The organism is Falsihalocynthiibacter sp. SS001 (assembly GCF_042445055.1).
GTDB lineage: Bacteria > Pseudomonadota > Alphaproteobacteria > Rhodobacterales > Rhodobacteraceae > Falsihalocynthiibacter.
In genome coordinates this window covers 292395-310514 of sequence record NZ_CP170339.1, presented here as the reverse complement: position 1 = coordinate 310514, position 18120 = coordinate 292395, and the positions used below count along the sequence as shown (strand labels likewise).

Sequence of the window (18120 nt, the reverse complement as noted above, 5' to 3'; positions counted from 1 at the left end):
GCCAAAGCAACCGTAACGCCAATGATGGCCCAGTATCTCGAACTCAAGGCACAGTATCAAAATGCGCTGTTGTTTTATCGGATGGGCGACTTCTATGAGATGTTTTTTGACGATGCAGTAGATGCGGCGGCGGCGCTTGATATTGCGCTTACCAAACGCGGCAAGCACGAGGGCGCGGATATCGCTATGTGCGGCGTGCCCGTTCATAGCGCCGAAGGGTATTTGCTTACGCTTATTCGAAAGGGCTTTCGTGTTGCTGTTTGCGAACAGATGGAGAGCCCCGCCGAAGCCAAAAAACGAGGCTATAAGGCTATCGTAAAGCGCGATGTCGTGCGGCTTGTGACACCGGGAACTCTTACCGAAGAGAGCCTACTTGAGGCGCGCAAGCACAACTATCTGGCCGCTTACTCGGTCGTTCGGGATCAAGCAGCGCTGGCATGGGTGGACATCTCGACTGGGTCGCTCCACGTCATGGAAACAACCGCGACGCGGCTTGGGCCTGAAATCGCTCGATTGGGCCCCTCCGAGTTGGTCGTCTCCGAGGCACAGTTTGAGGATTGCGCTTGGTTAGAGAATGATTTCAGCCTTTCACTCACACCGATTGCGCGCTCAAGCTTTGACAGCACCGCAGCCGAGAAGAAGGTAAAGGCTCTGTTTAAGGTTCGCTCTCTTGACGCCTTCGGGACATTCTCGCGCGCCGAGATTTCGGCGCTTGGGGCGATTGTTGATTATCTCGAGATCACGCAAAAGGGCAAACTCCCCCTTCTGCGCGCGCCTCAAAAAGAAAGCACTGGCGGCACCGTACAAATCGACGCAGCGACGCGCCGCAATCTTGAGATCACCCAAAGCATGTCAGGTGGCCGAGAAGGGTCGCTCTTGTCCGCGATCGACCGCACACTGACGGCTGGTGGCGGACGGCTCTTAACGCGCCGCATTTCTGCTCCGTCGACCAGTCTGGATACGATCCACGCGCGTCAGGATGCGGTGTCGTTCATGCTTGAGAACGGCGCCGTTTGCGATCCATTGCGCGAAGCCCTGCGCCGCACACCAGACCTTGATCGGGCTTTGTCCCGTCTTAGCCTTGAGCGCGGCGGCCCGCGCGATGTTGCCGCTATCCGCGAAGGACTTTCACAGGCGACGCAGATCGCGGAGTCCCTCCCCGACACACTTCCTGACCTGCTTAAAACGGCGTCTGACGCGCTCTTGGGGCATGACGAATTGGTGGATTTGCTCGACCGAGCGCTTGTTGCCGATCCGCCCCTACTTGCGCGGGACGGTGGGTTTATCGCACCTGAGTTTGACGAAGAGCTTGATGAGGCGCGCAAACTTCGGGACGAGGGCCGCAGCGTAATCGCCAATATGCAGGCCAAATATGCCGAACAGGCGGGCGTTTCTGCGCTCAAAATCAAGCACAACAACGTGCTGGGCTATTTCATCGAAACGCCGGCAACCCACGCCGAGAAAATGCTTGCCGCGCCCCTCTCCGAGACTTTTATCCACCGCCAGACCACCGCAAATCAGGTGCGGTTTACCACGGTTGAACTTTCAGAGATGGAAACCAAGATTCTGAACGCGGGCGGACGGGCGCTTGAAATAGAAAAGCGGCTCTATTCCACCCTAATTAGCGAGATTCTGGAAAAATCCGGCCCGATTGGGAATGCGGCTTCTGCGCTATCGGAATTTGATCTAGCACTATCGCTCGCAGACCTTGCGTCAGGTGAAAACTGGTGCAAACCCCAAGTGGACAACAGCCGCAACTTCGAGATAAGCGGCGGGCGCCACCCAGTGGTAGAACGCGCGCTCAAGAAAGAAGGAAGCGCACCATTTGTCGCGAACGACTGTGCTCTTTCGGGCGGCGACGAAAGCGCCAAGATATGGCTTTTGACCGGTCCAAACATGGCGGGTAAGTCGACGTTCCTTCGACAGAACGCATTGATCGCATTGCTCGCCCAAGCGGGGAGTTTTGTCCCTGCCGATAGCGCGCACATCGGCCTTGTGAGCCAGATTTTCTCGCGTGTTGGCGCAAGTGACGACCTGGCAAAGGGGCGCTCGACTTTCATGGTCGAGATGGTCGAAACCGCTGCAATCCTTAATCAGGCGGATGATAGAGCGCTTGTTATTCTTGATGAAATCGGTCGCGGAACGGCCACCTATGATGGCCTTTCGATTGCCTGGGCAACGCTTGAACACCTACACGACGCCAACAAATGCCGCGCGCTCTTTGCCACGCATTACCACGAAATGACGGCCCTTTCCGATAAGCTCGCGGGCGTGGAAAACGCGACGGTCGCGGTGAAGGAATGGGAAGGCGACGTGATCTTCTTGCATGAAGTCAAAAAGGGCGCCGCTGACCGCTCCTATGGCGTTCAGGTGGCCAAGCTTGCAGGCCTACCCGATGCCGTCGTAAACCGCGCAAGGGTTGTTTTGGATGCCTTGGAAAAAGGCGAGCGCGAAGGCGGTAAGCAAAAGGCGCTTATTGATGATCTGCCGCTATTCTCTATGCAGGCCCCGCCCCCAGCACCCTCGCAGGTAAAATCCAGCGAAGTTGAGGATGCCTTGGCGGATATTCACCCCGACGAAATGACCCCGCGAGAGGCGCTTCAGGCGCTCTATACGCTAAAAGAAAAGGCGCAACTCGGTTAGGAGTTACGCCTTTAATTGTCTCAATAACCCTTGTTTACTTGGGTGTAGAGCTTACGCCCACGTGCGCAGGGCGCAACAGGCGGTCATGTAGAATAAAGCCCTCGGCCATCACCTGAATGATGTCGCCTGCGACCGTATTCGGGACTGGCGCTTCGAACATTGCTTCATGACGCTGGGGATCAAAACGATCACCTACTTCGGGAAGAATGCGCTCAATCCCATGCTTGGAAAAGACGTTCAGCAATTCCCGCATCGTAAGCTCGATCCCCTCAAGCAGAGCGGCATTTGCTGCGCGCTGCTCTTCGTCGATCGCTTCGATTGCGCGTTTCATGTTGTCATAAACAGGAAGCATATCCCGCGCGAATTTCGATCCGCCATAGTTCTCTGCTTCACGACGATCACGGTCCGACCGCTTGCGCGCATTCTCTGCATCTGCAAGCGCACGCATGAAACGATCCCGGAAGTCGTCACGTTCCTTTGTGACAATAGAAAGCTCGTCTGCCTCAGACTCCGCTTCCAGTTCATCCTCAGCATAGAGTTCGGCCTCTACTGCTTCTGGGTCATCCAAAAATTCTTCGTTTTTACGCTCTGCCATCTTCTTTTTCCTCAGCCCTGATCAGATACAAGGCGTCCAACAAGTTGTGCCGTGTAGTCCACAATCGGCACGATACGACCATAGTTCAGGCGCGTTGGGCCAATGACACCAACAGCACCCACAATTTTTCGATCAGCGTTCATATACGGGGAAACCACCAAAGAGGAACCCGAAAGCGAAAATAATTTGTTCTCGGAGCCAATAAAAATGCGAACACCCTCGCCTTCTTGGGTCAATTCGAGAAAATCGGCGATATCCCGCTTGCGTTCGAGGTCATCAAAAAGGCTGCGGATCCGCTCAAGGTCCTTTTCGGCGGCTTCATCTTCCAAAAGATTCGACCGTCCGCGCACGATCAATCTCTCGTGCTGCTCACCTTTGTTCACCCATTGCGCCAGCCCGTCTTCGACCATCTCGCGCGCAAGTACGTCGAGTTCCTGACGCCGCGCTTTGATTTCGCGCTCTACGACGCGCGCGAGATCGCTAAGGGTGTGCCCCTCAACCGCGGCATTCAGGAAGTTCGCCGCCTCGCGCATGGAGCTGGGTGTTTGGCCGATTGGGGGAGTGAAAACGCGATTTTCAACGTGCCCATCCGCAAACACCAGAACCACGAGCGCGCGGTCAGGACCAAGGCTTACGAACTCGATATGTTTGATCGGCGCCTCATGCTTAGGCGTTAAAACAAGGCTCGCGCCTCGCGTTAGACCCGAAAGCGCCGACCCCACACGATCGAGCATACCGCCCATGTCGCGCTCATTGCTGCCCAATGTCTCGTCGATCCGACGCTGATCATCCGTGGCCAAATCCCCTACCTCAAGGAGACCGTCCACAAACATCCGCAGCCCATTCTGGGTCGGGATGCGCCCCGCCGAGACATGCGGGCTATCTAGGAGGCCCATGAACTCGAGATCCTGCATCACATTCCGAATAGTCGCGGCCGACACCTTCTCGGACATAGTGCGGGTCAGCGTGCGGCTTCCGACGGGTTCTCCACTTGCGAGATATCCCTCAACAACGCGCCGAAAAACTTCTCGGCTTCGTGCGTTCATGTCGTCCAGAATTTCGGGTCTCTTGTTCATTTGATTTCACCTATTCAAAGGGCGATCCCACTAAATGGTCTTTCGGCACAAACGTCAATCACCCTTGCAAAATTGGCTGCAAAGAGAGTATCTGAACCTACCCATCAAAAAGGATAATTTCATGCGCCCTTCTGGTAGAAATGTAGATCAAATGCGTTCGATTTCAATCGAGACCGACGTTACAAAACACGCAGAGGGTTCTTGTTTGATCAAGATTGGCGACACGCATGTGCTCTGTACGGCGACCGTAGATGAGCGCGTTCCGCCCTTCATGAAAAACTCGGGGCTTGGATGGGTAACAGCAGAATACGGAATGCTCCCCCGTGCTACAAACACACGGATGCGCCGCGAGGCCAAGAATGGCCAATCAGGAAGAACACAAGAAATTCAAAGACTTATAGGTCGCTCCCTTCGCGCAGGTGTTGATCGTGTTGCACTCGGCGAACGTCAGATCACCGTGGACTGTGATGTTATTCAGGCGGATGGCGGTACGCGCTGTGCGTCCATCACGGGTGGCTGGGTTGCGCTGAAACTTGCGGTAAACAAGCTGATGAAAATCGGTGATGTTATCTCTGATCCGCTTCTCGATCCTGTTGCAGCGGTATCTTGCGGGATTTATGCGGGTCAGAATATTCTGGACCTCGACTATCCTGAAGATTCCGAAGCTGGCGTAGACGGTAACTTTGTTTTGACCGGCTCTGGCCAACTGATCGAAATTCAAATGTCTGCCGAGGGCTCAGTGTTCTCGCGTCAGCAAATGAATGGTTTGCTCGATCTCGCAGAGAAAGGCGTTGCCGAACTGGTCGCGGCGCAGAAAGCAGCAACGTCCTGATGCGCGCACTTACCGAAAAGAAAATCGTTCTGGCAAGCCACAACGCTGGCAAGCTCAAAGAGATTGCCGCCCTCGTAGAGCCCTTCGGAATTACGGTGGTTTCGGCGGGTGAGCTTGGCTTTACCGAGCCAGAAGAGACAGAGGATACCTTCGCCGGCAACGCGCGGATCAAGGCGCATTTTGCGGCGCAAGCGTCCGGCTTGCCTGCGCTTTCGGATGATAGCGGCCTTTCAGTGGATGCACTCAACGGCGCACCGGGCGTCTATACAGCCGATTGGGCCGAGACACCAAACGGACGTGATTTCTCAATGGCCATGAAGAAGGTTTGGGACAAACTTGAGAATATGAACGCACCAGAACCACGCTCTGCTGCCTTTAATTGCACGCTTTGTTTGGCTTGGCCCGATGGTCACGACGAGATTTTCGAGGGCAAAGTTAACGGCACACTGTCGTGGCCCATGCGGGGCGATCAGGGCTTTGGTTTCGATCCGATCTTCACGCCAATCGGGGAATCAGAGACATTTGGTGAAATGGACCCCCAAAAGAAACGCGACATGTCGCATCGCGCAGTAGCGTTTTCTAAACTACGGAAATTATTGGAAAATTGAACATGAAACGCATTTCATCCGGTTCTGAATTTGAGAAAGTCTTTGGCTATTCACGTGCGGTGGTTAAGGGCAATTGGTGCTTTGTTTCTGGCACTACGGGCTATGACTATTCTACAATGACGATGCCCGAAAGCGTCGCAGATCAAGCGCAAAACTGTTTTGAAACGATCGCGGGCGCGCTTAACGAAGGCGGTTTTGAAATGGCCGATATTGTGCGGGTTCAGTATACACTGACGGATGCTGATCTGCTCGACGAACTACTCCCTGCCCTAAGCGAAGCCATGTCCGAAATCCGCCCAGCAGCGACGATGGTAATTGCCGATCTTATCAAGCCCGAAATGAAGATCGAGATCGAAGTAACGGCGATGAAGGCCTAAGATGGAAGACTGGCAAAATGGCGGGTTTGGCCTCTATGTGCACTGGCCGTTTTGCCAATCCAAATGCCCCTATTGTGATTTCAATAGCCACGTACAAAGCGAAATCGATCAATCAAGGTGGGTTAGAGCCTATCTATCCGAGCTAGACCGCGCCGCTGCTGAAGTCGGCCCTCGGGTCCTAAGCACAATCTATTTTGGCGGAGGCACCCCAAGCCTGATGGACCCAGATGTCGTTGCCGCGATAATCGCGCGCGCAAAACAACACTGGCCAACCGCAAACGACGCGGAAATAACCCTCGAAGCTAATCCAACGTCAATAGAGGCTGGTCGGTTTCAAGGGTATCGCGACGGTGGAGTTAACCGTGTTTCGATGGGGTTTCAGGCGCTCAACGATCATGATCTCAAGCGTTTAGGTCGACTTCATACTGCCGAAGATGGTCTTCAAGCATTTGATATTGCACGAAAAACGTTCGACCGCGTCAGCTTTGACCTTATCTATGCCCGTCAGGATCAGTCCCTCGATCATTGGCGCGCGGAACTTAGAGAGGCGCTCGCGCTTTCCGTCGATCACCTGTCATTGTACCAGCTTACCATCGAAAACGGGACGGCATTCGGTGAACGCTTTGCCAAAGGTGGGTTAAAGGGATTACCGTCCGACGACCTCGCCTCTGATATGTTTTTTGTTACCCAAGAGCTATGCGAAGCGGCCGGAATGCCCGCCTATGAAGTTTCAAATCATGCAAAGATTGGCTCGGAAAGTCGCCATAACCTCATCTATTGGCGCTATGGGGATTATGTCGGGATCGGCCCAGGAGCGCACGCGCGCCTTACGTTAGACCGCCAGAAGTATGCAATAGAGAGCCATCGTCAGCCTGATGGTTGGTTAGCAGAGGTCGAAGAAAATGGCATCGGCGAGTCTTCGCGCGATTCCGTCCCTTCGGATGAGCAAGCAGTAGAAATGCTAATGATGGGGTTGCGTCTTGGGGAGGGAATATCCATTTCCCGTTTTAATGGTCTATCGCCCACTTCATTGCGCGAGGAAAAGATTGCTGATCTTGCGCGTATGGGAATGGTTAAGTGTTCTGATGATCGGCTACAGGCAACACGACAAGGGCGGTTTATTCTAAATGCTGTTCTCAGGGAACTCTTGGTAGATATTTAATGCGCTATTTCTGGATCAGTTTTGGAACGATCGCTGTTGGTTTGGGAGCGATTGGATTGCTACTACCGATTGTGCCCACTGTACCGTTTCTTATTCTCGCGGCGTTCTGTTTTGCGCGTTCATCGGACAGGCTATATCTCTGGCTTACCGAACACGATACATTTGGCCCGCCAATTCAGGACTGGATGGAACGAGGCGCAATTGAAAAGCGCGTAAAGATTTACTCAACGCTCTCAATCGGATTGGCATTCATACCGCCGATTTTCCTCGATATTAGCCCGGTTTTTCTCGTAATTCAGGCGGTTTGCCTAGCTGCCGTGCTCCTATTTATTTGGTCGCGGCCTAACGAGTAGTCGAGAGTATCCGGCACAATTCATCCAATTGCTCCAAAGACTTGTACTGAATCGTAAGTTTGCCGTTCTCTTTGCCCTGCGCGTGGTCAATGATCGTTTTCATTCCCAAAGCAGCAGAGAGATCGCCCTCGATCGCCTTTGTGTCCGCATCTTTTGATGGTTTCAAAGTGCGTTTTACTGGCTCGGACATTCCTTGTTTCACAAGGCGCTCAGTTTCCCGAACCGACAATCCTTCAGCGACAACTTTCTTCGCGAGCTCAGACGGATTTTCAGACGTAATCAATGCTCTCGCATGACCCGTGGACAGAAGCCCTTCACGTAACATAGCCTGAACATCATCTGGGAGCTGAAGCAAACGCAGCAAATTGGCGATATAACTTCTGCTTTTTGACAGCGCAGAGGCCACTTTTTCTTGCGTATGCCCAAAACGATCCATCAATTGGCGATATCCGATGGCTTCTTCGACCGGATTCAGGTCAGATCGCTGAATATTTTCGATAATTGCGACTTCCAAAACCTCTGTGTCGTCGAGCTCGCGGATAATTACCGGGATATCGTGCACTTGCGCGATCTGAGAGGCCCTCCAGCGACGCTCTCCGGCGACGATTTCGTAGGTATTTGGCTTTCTGGGGCTCGGCCGAACGATCAAAGGCTGAATAATACCCTTCTCCGAGATCGAATTCGCAAGATCCTGAAGTAATTTCTCATCAAAGCTGCGCCGTGGCTGATCTGGATTTGGCTCAATCTTCTCAATCGGCAGGACCTGTTCGGGGCGTGCTGGCTTTTCGGTTACGCTATCCTGACTGGCAATATTCACATCGGCCATAAGAGCCGAAAGTCCGCGGCCCAATCCACGGCGGTCGTTTTTCTTTTGGCTCATATATTAACCCCTTGATTTAACTGCGTTATGTCGATCCACGAGCTCTTTGGCGACGGATAGGTATGCAAGACTCCCTTTGGAGCTTGGATCATAGTCCACAACCGGCATCGCATAAGATGGCGCTTCACTTACGCGGACATTTCTTGGAATGACGGTTTTGAAAACCAGATCACCAAGGTTTTCGCGCGCGTCGGCCTCTACATGTTGTGATAGATTGTTGCGTCTATCATACATAGTGAGGACAATTCCCTCAATTCGTAGTCCAGAATTCGCGGTATCCCTCACCTCTCGCACAGTAAGCATAAGCTGCGAGAGTCCCTCAAGCGCGAAAAATTCACTTTGTAGCGGAACCAGAACAGAATGAGCGGAAACCATTGCGTTTACCGTCAGAAGGTTGAGCGAAGGCGGGCAATCAATCAGAATGAAATCAAACCCAAAACCAGCCATAGCGGGCTGACGCAAAGCATCATGGAGCAAGAAACTCCGTTTTTCATTCGAAAGAAGTTCAATATCTGCAGAACTGAGATCGGTTGTCGCCGGAACAATATCCAAATTCAACACATCTGTGTGCTGAATCACTTCAGAAAGCGGAGATTCGTTGACCAAAAGATCATAGGTTGTAGCGTTGCGCCTCTCTGATCCGATTCCCAATCCTGTTGAGGCATTTCCCTGCGGATCCAAGTCTATGAGCAACACTCGATTACCCATTTTTGCGAGCGCCGCCCCGAGATTTATTGATGTTGTCGTCTTTCCAACGCCGCCTTTTTGGTTCGCTATGGCAATAATCTTGGGTTCGCCATGGCGCAAGGGATTAGGCATTCGTGATTGCTCCGACTCTCAATATGACTGCTTCATTATCGGTTCTACTCTGAAACTCTTCTAGTTCAAAGTTCCATTTTGCACGCGCTTCGGCAATTTCGCGCGCGTGTGTCGCGCCTTTGGCCAATATTGCCACTCCGTCATCAGAAAGATGATATTTCGCGTACCCTAGGAGGGCGTCGAGCGGTGCAAGTGCACGTGCGGAAAGTGTATTTACACCCAATGGTGGCACATTCTCCACGCGTTCGGTGATAATTGTTGCGTTAATATTTGTTTCACGTGAAACAGTGCGCAGAAATGCCGATTTCCGAGCATCGCTTTCGATCAGCGTTACTTTCATCTCCGGCGCATGCTCTTGCCCCAAGATTGCAACAACGATGCCGGGAAAGCCCCCTCCACTTCCGATATCAAGCCAATCTCCGGTCAGATTTCCGTACTCAAAAACCTGCGCACTATCCAGTATGTGCCGCGACCAAATATCTGAAAGCGAATTACGCGATACCAAGTTTATCTTGGGATTCCACTTCCCAACCAATTCAACATACGTTTCAAGTCGAGACATTGTTTCACGTGAAACATCGAGTGCGCTAGCAACATGGTCTTTACTCATTACGCGCGCTTTTTCTCTGATTGACGGACACGTGCTAGGATTAACGTAAGTGCGGCGGGCGTCATTCCGCGAATGCGGCTAGCTTGCGCGATCGACTGTGGGCGTATTTCCGAGAGTTTTGACTTCAGTTCGTTCGAAAGTCCTGAAAACGCGTCATAATCAAGATCACTCGGTATCTTCAATTCCTCATCACGCTTAACCGCATCGACGCTCTTCTTCTGGCGCTCGATATAAACCGAGTACAGCGCATCGCGAGACGCTTGCACGCGCGTTTCCGAATCTATGTCCTCAAGTTCAGGCGCAAGCTCAATCAACTGATCGAAGGATACGCCCGCAATGGAAAGCGCCTCTCGCCCATTTCTGCGCGCGCCATCCTTGTTGATCTTCACTCCAGCTTCGGCCAAGGCCCTAGAAGTAACTGATAATTCGTCGAGTTTCTGGTTCGCAGATGCGAGCTTATCCATCTTGACGCCAAATATCTCTTTGCGCTCATAGCCAACACAGCCGACTTCAATACCCAATGGTGTCAGTCGCTGATCAGCATTATCCGCGCGCAGGGAAAGGCGATATTCGGCACGCGATGTGAACATGCGATACGGCTCAGAAACGCCGAGTGTGACCAAGTCATCAACCATAACCCCAATATATGAATCAGAGCGACTGAATGTCACTTCTTCACCTTTCGAAGCGCGGCGCGCGGCGTTCAAGCCCGCTACAAGACCTTGAGCAGCCGCCTCTTCGTAGCCAGTCGTGCCGTTAATCTGACCTGCCAAGAACAATCCAGGCACGTCCTTAAGCTCAAGCGTATGCTTCAACGCGAGCGGATCAACGTAGTCATATTCAATCGCATATCCAGGCTGAAGGATTTTGACATCCTCTAGACCGAGAATGGAACGCACGTAAGCTTCTTGAACTTCCTCAGGAAGCGAAGTCGATATGCCGTTCGGATAAACTGTTGGATCGTCCACGCCTTCTGGCTCTAGGAAAATCTGATGCGATGTTTTCTCGGCAAAACGAACAACTTTATCCTCAATGGAGGGGCAATAGCGGGGTCCTACTCCGTCGATATGACCGCCGTACATCGCTGATTTCTCGAGGTTCTCGCGAATAATTTCATGCGTTTTTTCATTTGTATGGGTAATTCCACACGAAATCTGCTTGGCCGATACGCCTTTGGATAGGAATGAAAACATAACTGGATTGTCGTCACCTGGTTGCGATTCCAGAATATCCCAGTTGATGGTTCGTCCATCCAATCGAGGTGGCGTTCCTGTTTTCAAACGTCCAAGCGGCAACCCAAAGGAATCAATACGCTGAGCAAGTGAAACGCTGGGCCGATCACCCATCCGTCCACCCGGCTTTTGCACGTCACCGATATGAATAACGCCGCGCAGAAATGTACCAGTGGTCAGAACGACTGCGCCGGATTTCAGCTCGGATCCGTCCTGTAGAACAACACCTGCGACCGCCCCGCCATTCATAATAAAGTCAACAGCTTCACCTTCGACAATCGTGATATTGGGCTGAGATACGATTTCTTTAAGCATCTCGTTACGATAGATTTTTCGATCTGCTTGCGCGCGCGGTCCTTGAACTGCTGGCCCCTTGCCGCGATTCAACAGTCGAAACTGAATTCCAGCCTTATCCGCAACGCGTCCCATTACGCCATCAAGCGCGTCAATTTCGCGTACGAGATGCCCTTTGCCAAGACCACCAATCGCAGGATTACAGGACATTACGCCGATCCCGTCTGTACTCAATGTGACAAGAGCCGTGCGCGCGCCCATGCGCGCCGCCGCGTGGGCCGCGTCTGCGCCAGCGTGTCCACCGCCAACAACCACTACATCAAAATCCGAATGTTTCACGTGAAACACTCCTTACTTACCAAGACAAAAACTGCTGAAAATCTCATCCAACAGGTGTTCAACATCAACGCGCCCAACAAGCGCATCCAATTTTCGCACGACCGAGCGTAATTCCTCGGCGGCAAACTCTGCTCTTTCTGCGCCAAACATTATTTCTGACCGCGCAGTTTCCAAAGCTTTTATACCTTCTAGGATCGCAACGCGATGCCGTTCATGGGTGGCTGTAACAGCGCCTTGTGCTCGTTCTGAAAGTACACGCGATATATTGTGTACCAACTCTGACACACCCTGCCCCGTTTTTCCCGAGACCCCAGCGCCTCCCGTAAGATCAGCCTTACCGCTTACGTGGATATCATCAGGCTGAACTGCAAGCCCCTCAAAGGTAGAATCGTCTGTGGACAAGAATACACGAAGATCCGCCGCATTTGCACGCGCGACGGCGCGTTCGATGCCAATTCCTTCGACGTGATCATCCGTTTCCCGCAGGCCAGCAGTATCTAAAAATGTGACGGCAAGTCCGTTCAAGTCCATTCGCACTTCAATAATATCGCGCGTTGTACCTGCAAATTCAGATGTAATTGCCGCATCGCGACCTGCAAGCGCATTCAAGAGCGTCGATTTCCCCGCATTTGGCGGCCCGACAATCGCCACTTCAAAGCCCTCACGAATACGTTCGGAAATGAAGCTCCCCGCCGACTCTTGCTCAAGCTCCTCTTGGACACCGTCGATCAGTTCAAGAACCTCCGGTGTCACATCAACGGGAACTTCTTCGTCTGCAAAATCAATAGTCGCCTCAAGGAGTGCCGCCGCGCGGATCAGACGTTTACGCCAACCCTCGGCTTTATCCCCAAGCGCGCCTGAAAGTACCTTGAGCGCCTGACGCCGCTGAACCTCTGTTTCAGCTTCGATCAGATCCGCCAAGCCCTCTACTTGCGCGAGGTCCAAACATCCGTTCTCGAGTGCGCGCCGCGTAAACTCACCTGGTTCTGCCAAACGAAGGCCGTCCACTTTGGATAGCGCTTCAAGCACCGCGCGCACAGTTGCCGTTGATCCGTGCAAATGAAGCTCGGTCGTATTTTCGCCAGTAAAGCTCGCGCCAGATTTGAAGCAAAGCACCAAGGCTTCATCCAGAACTACGCCCGTGTCATCCACCAAGCGGCGCAACACCGCTTCGCGCATTTTTGGAACTTGGACAGCAAAATGGGATAACGCACTGTGCGCTTCAGGTCCGGAAATCCGAACGATTGCGACGCCAGCTTTACCTGACGCCGATGCAAGTGCATAGATCGTATCCATTGTAACCCATTGTTATTAAACAATAAGTCGATAACCCTAGCGTTCTAGGTATTCATCGAATCAAAGAAATCAGCGTTTGTTTTCGTCTGCTTCAACTTGGAAATCAAGAATTCGATCGCATCTGTTGTGCCCATTGGGTTCAGAATACGACGCAGTACGAAGGTTTTCTGAAGATCAATCTTATCGACCAAGAGTTCTTCTTTACGTGTACCAGACTTAAGAATATCCATCGCCGGGAATACGCGCTTATCAGCAACCTTACGGTCAAGAACGATTTCGCTGTTACCAGTACCTTTGAATTCCTCAAAGATGACCTCATCCATCCGCGAACCGGTATCAATCAGCGCAGTCGCGATGATCGTCAGGCTACCGCCCTCTTCGATGTTACGTGCGGCGCCAAAGAAGCGCTTAGGACGCTGCAATGCGTTCGCATCCACACCACCCGTCAGAACCTTGCCTGAGGACGGTACAACCGTGTTAAACGCACGTCCCAGACGCGTAATGGAGTCCAGAAGGATCACAACGTCGCGTTTATGCTCAACCAGACGTTTCGCCTTTTCAATTACCATCTCGGAAACGGCTACGTGACGCGACGCAGGCTCATCAAAGGTCGATGACACAACCTCCCCTTTCACGCTACGCTGCATATCTGTCACCTCTTCGGGGCGCTCGTCGATCAAAAGCACGATCAAATAGCACTCTGGGTGGTTTTTCTCGATGCTTGAGGCGATATTCTGAAGCAATACTGTCTTACCCGTCCGCGGTGGCGCCACGATCAAGGAACGCTGTCCCTTACCGATTGGCGCAACCAGATCAATGATACGCGCCGAGCGATCCTTGGTTGTTGGGTCGTCGGTTTCCATACGCAGACGCTCGTCGGGATACAGCGGCGTCAGGTTGTCGAAGTTGATCTTGTGTTTTGCGCGCTCTGGGTCTTCGAAGTTAATCGAAGTGACCTTGGTCATCGCGAAATAACGCTCTGTATCGCCCGGCGCCTTAATAACACCGTTCACAGTATCGCCAGTGCGCATCGAGAACGAGCGGATCATCTCAGGCGACACATAGATATCGTCCGGACCGGGCAAATAGTTCGCCTCTGGGCTCCGAAGGAAGCCAAATCCGTCCTGTAGCACTTCTAGAACGCCATCACCGGACACTTCCCAGCCCTCATCCGCACGTTCGCGCAAGATGTGGAACATGATTTCGCCCTTACGCATAGTAGAGGCATTTTCAATCTCCAGTTCCTCGGCCATCGACAAGAGGTCTTTGGGCTTAAGGGCCTTGAGATCGGAAAGATTAAGGGTGTTCTCACTCATGGGAATACGTCCTACCCCCGCCACAAGTGGCCGCTGGGTTCATAGAATTAAGGTACAGAAAGCACACGACCGGACGGCCGCTTGATCGCTAGATAAGGATCAACGAACCCAGAGTCAATATTTTAGAACGGCCGCGCAATAATGGACACAACGATGATCACCAAAAGCACGGTCGGCGCTTCGTTCAAAAGCCTGTAATAACGACCGGATTTCACATTCTTACCCGCTGCGAAATCCTTGCGATACCGTGACAGCATCCCGTGCACACCACTCAGCGCCAGTACACTCGCGAATTTCGTATAGGGCCAAACGGCGCCCCAATCCACGATTCCAGGTGTTAAAGCAAGCAAAACGCCGAAAACCCACGCAGCAGTCATCGCAGGATTGATAATTACCCGAAGAAGCCGGCGCTCCATTGTTTGAAAGAGCACATCGGTTTCGCTGCCCTTTTCTACGCTTTCAACGTGATAAACAAAGAGCCGCGGCAGATAAAACATACCCGCCATCCACGCGATCACTGAGATTACGTGAAGGGATTTCACCCACGGATATATCGCATGGAGAAGGTCAGTCATGTTTTCCTCGGGGCTGTTTGGTGAACTCTATAATAATAATAAAAGATATATAGAAAGGATGATGATTAAGTAGGGTTTAGATTTTCTGTGGATTACTGTTTCATTCACGGGCTTTTACACATTCTGGGTTATACATGACAACATCTATATAAAACTGTGGACGAAACAAAATATCATATTAGAATCAATGTTATGAGTAATATTATGCTGTGAATAATTCGGTGCAGAGATACGCCTTGAGCTGAATAAAACGAGTTATCCACCGCGGCAAGTTATCCTCATCCACCGTGCATAAATGGCTTGGCCGTCTTGACAAACTCAGTGAGATTGCCTGTTTTCGATCCAAGACCCACTTACCAACAATTCGATCCCAAAGTTCATAGGGGATTCGTCCACAGGAACGTCCACATGGCCTCTCGGATCATACTTGCCTCTACTTCGCAGATCCGTGCGGAAATGCTTTCCAATGCGCGGATTGAGTTCACCACGGAAAAGCCCCGCGTCGACGAAGAGGCCATCAAAGCAGCGCTTCAGGCTGAGCAGGCCCCGCCACGCGATATTGCCGACACGCTCGCCGAGTATAAGGCCCGAAAGGTAAGCCAGAAGCATCTGGATGCGATCGTCATTGGTTGCGATCAGGTGCTTGATTTCAAAGGCGATATCCTAAGTAAACCTCAGTCACCCGAACACGCGCAAGAGCAACTCAAAATGCTCTCGAATGATCGGCATCAGCTTCTCTCTGCGGCGGTGATATATGAGGATGGTAAACCCGTCTGGCGGCACGTGGGCGTTGTGCGGCTTCAGATGCGGGCACTGTCGGATGATTTTATCGTCGATTATGTGGCGCGCAACTGGGATGATATTCGGCACTGTGTCGGGGCGTATCAGCTTGAAAAAGAAGGGGTTCGACTGTTCACTCGTGTGGATGGCGATTACTTCAACGTTCTTGGGATGCCCCTCCTCGAACTCATTTCTTACCTTACATTGCGCGGAGAACTACCTTCATGAGCGAGCATAAAATACCACTGGCGGGCGTAATCGGCGCTCCCATCGCACACAGCCGCTCTCCTTTGCTGCACGGGCACTGGCTCAAGAAATACGGCATAGCGGGCTATTATGTGCCGCTCCATATTGATCGCTCAAACCTCGAAGATGCTATCCGAACGCTTCCGACATTGGGGTTCGTCGGCGTGAACGTTACAATCCCCTATAAAGAAGACGTCCTAGAGTTCGCGGACTCGGTAACTGATCGCGCCTCTCTTATTGGTGCTGCGAATACGCTCACATTCCGGAATGACGGCAAAATTCACGCTGATAATACAGATGGTTATGGGTTTATCGAAAACCTGCGTAGCGGTGCGCCGATGTGGGAACCTACAATAGGACCGGCGCTTGTGTTTGGTGCAGGTGGCGCCGCGCGTGCCGTTATCGCAAGCCTTCTCGAAGCGGGTGCGCCCGAGATATTACTGACTAACCGAACCAAAAACCGCTCCGAAGGATTGCGAAGCGATTTCGGCCAGAAAGTTACGGTAGTTGATTGGGTTCAAGCGGCCAATGCGCTTGAGGATGCGACGACGGTTGTAAACACCACGTCGCTGGGCATGAAAGGTGGCGCGGAATTCAAGATCTCGCTTGATCGTTTGCAAAAAGGCTGTGTGGTGAACGATCTGGTCTATACGCCGCTGCGCACCAAATTCCTTGAGCAGGCCGAGAAGAGTGGATGCCACACCGTCGATGGGCTTGGGATGTTGCTGTACCAAGGTGCGCCAGGGTTTGAGCGCTGGTTTGGTGTGCGCCCCGAAGTGGATGAGGAACTGCGCCAAGCAGTTTTGGGCGCGTGAAGCGGCCATTTCTATTGGGCCTGACGGGTTCAATCGGCATGGGGAAATCTACCACCGCCAATATGTTCGCCGACCTTGGATGCGCAGTCTGGGATGCAGACGCCGCGGTGCACCGCCTCTATCAAGGAGAGGCCGTCGCGCCAATTGCCACACTCCACCCTGATGCGGTGGTCGATAACGCAGTCAACCGTGCAAAACTCAAGGAATGGATCAAGTCTGACCCATCCGCCCTATCGCGTATCGAGGCGATTATTCATCCCCTTGTGGCCGCAGACCGAGAGACCTTTATCAAAAACACGGAGGCCGAGATCGTTGTTCTCGATATTCCGTTGCTCTTTGAAAATGGAACCGAGGATAATTTTGATGCCATTGCGGTTGTATCTGCGCCGCCAACGATTCAAAAAGAGAGAGTCTTGGCCCGCGGCTCAATGGATGCTGCGATGTTTGAGGCAATCTTGGCAAAGCAAATGCCAGACTCCGAAAAACGGGCACGAGCGGATATAGTCATCCCAACCGTGACCATGGAGGAAACCCAACAAGTCGTGTCTGATATTGTCGCGCGGATTAAAAAAGGGGCGTTTGATGCGTGAACTGGTGCTCGATACCGAAACCACAGGGTTTAAACCTGAGGAAGGGGATCGTTTGGTCGAAATCGGTGCCGTGGAATTGATTAACCACGTGCCGACAGGAAAAACCTATCACCAATATATCAACCCCGAGCGTGACATGCCTCAAAGTGCGTTTGAGGTTCATGGGCTTTCGGCAGAATTCCTTTCCGACAAACCCCTGTTCAAGGATATCGCACAGGATTTCGTCGACTTTATCGGGAATGATCGGCTTGTGATTCACAATGCGGCGTTCGATATGAAGTTTCTGAACGCCGAACTGGGATGGGTTAACCGCCCGCTCCTTCCAATGTCACAGGCATTGGATACATTGGCGATTGCACGCAAGAGATTTCCGGGCTCGCCCGCCTCTCTTGATGCGCTGTGTCGTCGGTTCGGGATTGATAACTCATCGCGAACGCTCCACGGCGCTCTGCTTGACTCTGAAATTCTGGCCGAAGTGTATCTAGAGCTGATCGGCGGACGCCAGCCCGATTTCGCGCTCAAGACGTCCCAGCAAAATAGCGATGATGATAATGGTGCGGATGCGTGGCGCCCGAAACGGCGCGAGACTCCGCTTCCAAGTCGCCTAACTCAAGAAGAAGCCGCCGCCCACGCTCAGTTTGTTGAAAGCATGGGCGACGACGCGCTTTGGAAAAAGCTCTGA

19 protein-coding genes are annotated in these 18120 nt (G+C 52.4%); 10 read left to right on the top strand and 9 right to left on the bottom strand.

Features of this window, described 5'->3' with window-relative positions; translation table 11 throughout:
* Positions 1 to 21 precede the first annotated feature (21 nt).
* Positions 22 to 2643: a DNA mismatch repair protein MutS gene (gene mutS, locus ACFE33_RS01485; protein ID WP_380058626.1), complete on the top strand. Its 2622-nt coding sequence runs from the start codon at positions 22 to 24 to the stop codon at positions 2641 to 2643.
* A 34-nt stretch (positions 2644 to 2677) separates the two neighbouring features.
* On the opposite strand, the gene ACFE33_RS01480 is transcribed toward mutS, so the two are convergent.
* Entirely contained in the window at positions 2678 to 3238 is a 561-nt protein-coding gene (locus tag ACFE33_RS01480) for a nucleotide exchange factor GrpE (RefSeq protein WP_380055958.1), read from the bottom strand.
* An 11-nt stretch (positions 3239 to 3249) separates the two neighbouring features.
* Positions 3250 to 4314 carry a heat-inducible transcriptional repressor HrcA gene (gene hrcA, locus ACFE33_RS01475; protein WP_380055955.1) on the bottom strand — a complete coding sequence of 355 codons (1065 nt, stop codon included), beginning with the start codon at positions 4312 to 4314 and terminating at the stop codon, positions 3250 to 3252.
* A gap of 121 nt (positions 4315 to 4435) precedes the next feature.
* Here hrcA and rph point away from each other — a divergent pair, with 121 nt between their 5' ends.
* The 5 genes from rph to ACFE33_RS01450 are packed head-to-tail and all read left to right on the top strand — an operon-like array spanning position 4436 to position 7646.
* Entirely contained in the window at positions 4436 to 5146 is a 711-nt protein-coding gene (gene rph / locus ACFE33_RS01470; RefSeq protein ID WP_380055953.1) for a ribonuclease PH, read from the top strand.
* Positions 5146 to 5754 (top strand): RdgB/HAM1 family non-canonical purine NTP pyrophosphatase, encoded by a 609-nt coding sequence (gene rdgB, locus ACFE33_RS01465; RefSeq protein WP_380055950.1) that lies wholly within the window; start codon positions 5146 to 5148, stop codon positions 5752 to 5754. The genes rph and rdgB overlap by 1 nt, the downstream gene beginning before the upstream one ends.
* Before the next feature lie 2 nt (positions 5755 to 5756).
* Positions 5757 to 6131, top strand: coding sequence for a RidA family protein (locus ACFE33_RS01460; RefSeq protein ID WP_380055947.1), 375 nt, complete (start codon positions 5757 to 5759; stop codon positions 6129 to 6131).
* A gap of 1 nt (position 6132) precedes the next feature.
* Positions 6133 to 7293 carry a radical SAM family heme chaperone HemW gene (hemW, locus tag ACFE33_RS01455; protein ID WP_380055944.1) on the top strand — a complete coding sequence of 387 codons (1161 nt, stop codon included), beginning with the start codon at positions 6133 to 6135 and terminating at the stop codon, positions 7291 to 7293.
* Entirely contained in the window at positions 7293 to 7646 is a 354-nt protein-coding gene (locus tag ACFE33_RS01450; protein WP_380055941.1) for a YbaN family protein, read from the top strand. Before hemW ends, ACFE33_RS01450 begins: the two co-directional genes overlap by 1 nt.
* Here the strand turns inward: ACFE33_RS01450 and ACFE33_RS01445 are convergent.
* The 7 genes from ACFE33_RS01445 to hemJ all read right to left on the bottom strand — a co-directional run bounded on the left by ACFE33_RS01445 (position 7636) and on the right by hemJ (position 15007).
* Positions 7636 to 8526 carry a ParB/RepB/Spo0J family partition protein gene (locus ACFE33_RS01445; RefSeq protein WP_380055939.1) on the bottom strand — a complete coding sequence of 297 codons (891 nt, stop codon included), beginning with the start codon at positions 8524 to 8526 and terminating at the stop codon, positions 7636 to 7638. The two genes, ACFE33_RS01450 and ACFE33_RS01445, sit on opposite strands and share 11 nt — an antisense overlap.
* A 3-nt stretch (positions 8527 to 8529) precedes the next feature.
* Positions 8530 to 9345: a ParA family protein gene (locus ACFE33_RS01440; RefSeq protein ID WP_380055936.1), complete on the bottom strand. Its 816-nt coding sequence runs from the start codon at positions 9343 to 9345 to the stop codon at positions 8530 to 8532.
* Positions 9338 to 9955: a 16S rRNA (guanine(527)-N(7))-methyltransferase RsmG gene (gene rsmG, locus ACFE33_RS01435; protein ID WP_380055934.1), complete on the bottom strand. Its 618-nt coding sequence runs from the start codon at positions 9953 to 9955 to the stop codon at positions 9338 to 9340. Before rsmG ends, ACFE33_RS01440 begins: the two co-directional genes overlap by 8 nt.
* Entirely contained in the window at positions 9955 to 11820 is a 1866-nt protein-coding gene (gene mnmG, locus ACFE33_RS01430) for a tRNA uridine-5-carboxymethylaminomethyl(34) synthesis enzyme MnmG (protein WP_380055931.1), read from the bottom strand. Before mnmG ends, rsmG begins: the two co-directional genes overlap by 1 nt.
* A 12-nt stretch (positions 11821 to 11832) precedes the next feature.
* Complete coding sequence (gene mnmE, locus ACFE33_RS01425; RefSeq protein ID WP_380055928.1) at positions 11833 to 13116, bottom strand: tRNA uridine-5-carboxymethylaminomethyl(34) synthesis GTPase MnmE; 1284 nt, start codon at positions 13114 to 13116, stop codon at positions 11833 to 11835.
* 44 nt (positions 13117 to 13160) lie between these two features.
* The gene (gene rho, locus ACFE33_RS01420; RefSeq protein ID WP_380055925.1) at positions 13161 to 14432 is read right to left on the bottom strand and encodes a transcription termination factor Rho; all 1272 of its coding nucleotides are present in this window, start codon (positions 14430 to 14432) and stop codon (positions 13161 to 13163) included.
* A gap of 122 nt (positions 14433 to 14554) precedes the next feature.
* Positions 14555 to 15007 carry a protoporphyrinogen oxidase HemJ gene (gene hemJ, locus ACFE33_RS01415; protein ID WP_380055922.1) on the bottom strand — a complete coding sequence of 151 codons (453 nt, stop codon included), beginning with the start codon at positions 15005 to 15007 and terminating at the stop codon, positions 14555 to 14557.
* A gap of 408 nt (positions 15008 to 15415) precedes the next feature.
* Here hemJ and ACFE33_RS01410 point away from each other — a divergent pair, with 408 nt between their 5' ends.
* From ACFE33_RS01410 to dnaQ, 4 genes are read left to right on the top strand one after another with little or no spacing between them, the layout of a single operon-like run.
* Positions 15416 to 16015 carry a Maf family protein gene (locus tag ACFE33_RS01410; RefSeq protein ID WP_380055920.1) on the top strand — a complete coding sequence of 200 codons (600 nt, stop codon included), beginning with the start codon at positions 15416 to 15418 and terminating at the stop codon, positions 16013 to 16015.
* On the top strand, positions 16012 to 16848 hold the full coding sequence (locus ACFE33_RS01405; RefSeq protein ID WP_380055917.1) for a shikimate dehydrogenase: 837 nt from the start codon (positions 16012 to 16014) through the stop codon (positions 16846 to 16848). The genes ACFE33_RS01410 and ACFE33_RS01405 overlap by 4 nt, the downstream gene beginning before the upstream one ends.
* Positions 16845 to 17438 (top strand): dephospho-CoA kinase, encoded by a 594-nt coding sequence (gene coaE / locus ACFE33_RS01400; RefSeq protein WP_380055914.1) that lies wholly within the window; start codon positions 16845 to 16847, stop codon positions 17436 to 17438. Before ACFE33_RS01405 ends, coaE begins: the two co-directional genes overlap by 4 nt.
* Positions 17431 to 18120 carry a DNA polymerase III subunit epsilon gene (gene dnaQ, locus ACFE33_RS01395; RefSeq protein WP_380055911.1) on the top strand — a complete coding sequence of 230 codons (690 nt, stop codon included), beginning with the start codon at positions 17431 to 17433 and terminating at the stop codon, positions 18118 to 18120. The genes coaE and dnaQ overlap by 8 nt, the downstream gene beginning before the upstream one ends.